This window comes from Caballeronia humi, from assembly GCF_001544475.1.
GTDB lineage: Bacteria > Pseudomonadota > Gammaproteobacteria > Burkholderiales > Burkholderiaceae > Caballeronia > Caballeronia humi.
Map to the genome: position 1 here is coordinate 1 of NZ_FCNW02000147.1, position 2,599 is coordinate 2,599.

Annotated in this window: 2 protein-coding genes and 1 pseudogene; 2 read left to right on the forward strand and 1 reads right to left on the reverse strand. The window is 57.8% G+C overall.

The window, feature by feature from the left end; translation table 11 throughout:
• Positions 1-195 precede the first annotated feature (195 nt).
• Positions 196-639, forward strand: coding sequence for a transposase (locus AWB65_RS37995; RefSeq protein WP_200821874.1), 444 nt, complete (start codon positions 196-198; stop codon positions 637-639).
• Between the two features lie 108 nt (positions 640-747).
• Positions 748-1,779, forward strand: coding sequence for a tyrosine-type recombinase/integrase (locus AWB65_RS34580; RefSeq protein ID WP_087671225.1), 1,032 nt, complete (start codon positions 748-750; stop codon positions 1,777-1,779).
• On the opposite strand, the pseudogene istB reads toward AWB65_RS34580, so the two are convergent.
• Positions 1,766-2,554, reverse strand: a pseudogene (gene istB / locus AWB65_RS34585) (IS21-like element helper ATPase IstB). The gene AWB65_RS34580 and the pseudogene istB overlap by 14 nt on opposite strands.
• Positions 2,555-2,599 lie beyond the last annotated feature (45 nt).

Here is a 2,599-nt window from a genome sequence, read left to right on the forward strand (position 1 = left end):
GTTATCCGCCGTCTCTCTATTGATCCAGTCCTCGTCATCTACTCGCACATTACCAGTCATTATCTTTCCATAGGATGCCTAATCTATGCGAGGCTAACATAACTTCTCTTGGAGTTGTGGGTAATTGCAAGCTCAAGTCGGCCGTTCTCCGGGCAGCAGTGAACGGGGGTAATTTGGTTCCCATCAAATGTTTTGATGGGAACCAAAGTGGCCGAGATTGTGGATAGGAAGTGCGAGGCACCGGGCAAGCGCCCCAACTTTGCGCGCGAATTCAAACGACAGCTGGTCGAACAGACGTTCGAGCCCGGGGCGTCTGTATCGCTGGTCGCGCGTCGCAACGACATAAACACCAACCTGCTGTTCAGATGGCGTCGCCAGTATCTTCAGGGTGCATTTGGGGCGCCGCGTCCGGGACCTGCCAGACACGAACCCGATGGTGACGTTGCATCGTTCCCGATGATCGGCCTGCCGGCTGGCACTCGCATCTGGATCGCCGCAGGCGTCACCGACATGCGTAGTGGTTTCCCGGCTCTTGCCGCGAAGGTGCAATCGGCACTCGAAGAAAATCCGCTCATATGTGACGGGTGCCAATATGTGGCGGCACGTCACTTAGGTATCCAACATATTGCAATAAAATAAGTGTTTCCGAGTTACAGTGTCGTCGTCGTTGCCGCCACATAATATTTGAGTTTTTACTCTCTCCTGACGCCGGGACGTTCCGGCGCATCATGCAAAGGAGAGAATGTCATGCTGGAGCTTTACTTCAAGTATCCAGGCGTCCTGGAACGCCTGCGCAGCGGCGCATTAGGTGGCGAGATGGACCGCATTGCCGCCCGTTTCTCGGAGATTGGCTACGCGCGAGCCTCAGCGCGAGTGTACCTCGACCGCATCGCCCGTTTTAGTCAGTTCGCGAGCAAGGCTGGTCTTCGGGATAGTGCGGCGATTGGTCAGGACCTTGTCGAGCGCTATCTGCTTGCAATTGAAGCACCGAGCGTCCGTGTCGGAGCCCAAACTGCGATACGCCATGTGCTTCGACTGATACAGGAACGACTCCCGGTAGCGCGTGAGCACAGGACCCCGGATCCCGACTGGCAACTGCTAGCCGCCTACGACGAGCACTTGTGCAAGGTTCGCGGGCTGCAGCCCAGAACTCGCCAAGGAAGGATACTGGCCGCGCGCCGCATGCTCGGATGGTACAAGGAGCATGTTCCTGGTCGATCACTGTCCGCAATGACGGGTGAGAATGTGTTGGCCCTCGTCAGTCACCTTCTGTCGCTAAGCGTCAACGACTACACGAGATCGGCTACCGTCTCGCATGTTCGTTCGTTCCTCCGGTTCTTGCGTTGGGCCGGCCTCATTGAGGAGGAACTCGCCCGACTCGTGCCACGGGTGCCATGTTGGCGGATGGCACATTTGCCGCCCCGACTGGCGTGGGAGGAGGTCAGGCGAGTTGTCGATGCAATTGACGTCACGGATCCTTCTGGTGTGCGCGACCGCGCCGTGCTGCTATTGCTCGCGACGACAGGGATGCGTAGTCGGGAACTGCGATTGCTCGAGCTTCAGGACATTCGTTGGCGAGCCGGCGAAGTGGTCGTACGCCGCACCAAGGCGCGGCGGGACCGCGTCGTTCCGCTACTGGAGGAGGTGGGCGACGCGCTTGCGGAATACGTGCTTCACGCCATGTCACTTTTCGGCGTAATGGCGCCGGGCGTTTTCGCCGTAATGGCGCCACTGGAAACGAGTAATTCGAGGGTTCGGACGGGGATCAAGGTTGCGTGATTTTTCCTCCTTTTGCAAGCTCGGTTCTGAGTGTTTCGACGCCTGGTTTCGGTCCGCGATAGCTCTCACCGTCGAGGACGATTTTGTGGGCGCCATGACGCAAGCGGTCGAGGGTTGCCGCGCCGATCATTTTGTTACCTGGGAATGCTTCACCCCATTCCGGGAAATCCAAATTTGAAGTCAAGATTGTTGCCGCCCGCTCATAACGTTCGGCAATCAGGTCGTGGAAGTCTTCGTCGTCAGGCGAACGCAGTGGCTTGAGACCGAAGTCGTCAATGATCAGCAATGGGAGCCTGGCAAGATATTGGAAGCGTCGATCGTAAGTTCCCACGGCCGCCGCGTTGCGCAGACTAGCCAGCAACTGGCTTTGCGTGGAGAACAGGACATCGTGTCCTTGCGTTGCTGCTGCGTGTCCGAGGGCTTGCGCCAAATGGCTCTTGCCGGTCCCACACGGGCCGGCGATTAGAACGGCCACTTTCTCGTCGATGAATCTGCAGGTGGCGAGGTCATGGATGGCGGCTCGATTCAGGCCTGGCAACCGAGCAAAGTCGAATCCTTCCAGCGTCTTCTGGCTGCGGAAGTTGGCGCGTCGCATGCGCAAGCTGAGCTTCTTGTTGTCGCGTCGGGCAACCTCGTCGTGAATTTACAGTGAGAGAAACTCAGTGAAGGCCAGCTTGCGATCGATGGCCTCTCGATTTCGCGCTTCCAGCGAATCGAGGATTTCGGACAAGCGCAGTTGTTTGGTAAGCGCGAATTTCTCCGCACGTAGCGCGATGAAGTAAAGGACGTCACGCTTGCGTCCGCAACCTACACTTGCGGA